The sequence below is a fragment of the Cereibacter changlensis JA139 genome (assembly GCF_003034985.1).
GTDB lineage: Bacteria > Pseudomonadota > Alphaproteobacteria > Rhodobacterales > Rhodobacteraceae > Cereibacter > Cereibacter changlensis.
Genome location: NZ_PZKG01000467.1, coordinates 1 through 262 on the forward strand (window position 1 = coordinate 1; position 262 = coordinate 262).

1 protein-coding gene is annotated in these 262 nt (G+C 58.8%); it reads left to right on the plus strand.

Annotated features, from left to right (window positions below; translation table 11 throughout):
* On the plus strand, positions 1-201 hold a 201-nt coding region (locus tag C5F48_RS24690), incomplete at its 5' end, for an IS30 family transposase (RefSeq protein WP_146170804.1).
* Positions 202-262: the final 61 nt, after the last annotated feature.

Sequence of the window (262 nt, forward strand, 5' to 3'; positions counted from 1 at the left end):
AAAAGCCCTTGGCAGCGCGGCAGCAACGAAAACACCAATGGTTTGCTGCGCCAATACTTCCCGAACGGCACGGACCTATCCGTTTACACTCAACATGACCTTGATCAGGTCGCCCTTCGGCTCAATACGCGGCCACGGAAAACCCTTGGCTTCCAGACGCCGGCTGATACCTTCGAACGAGCCGTTGCGCTGACCGGTTGAACCCACCGCCGCTTTCTTGAGGATGTCACGCTCCGCCCGAAGCCGGGCGACCTCTTTCTTC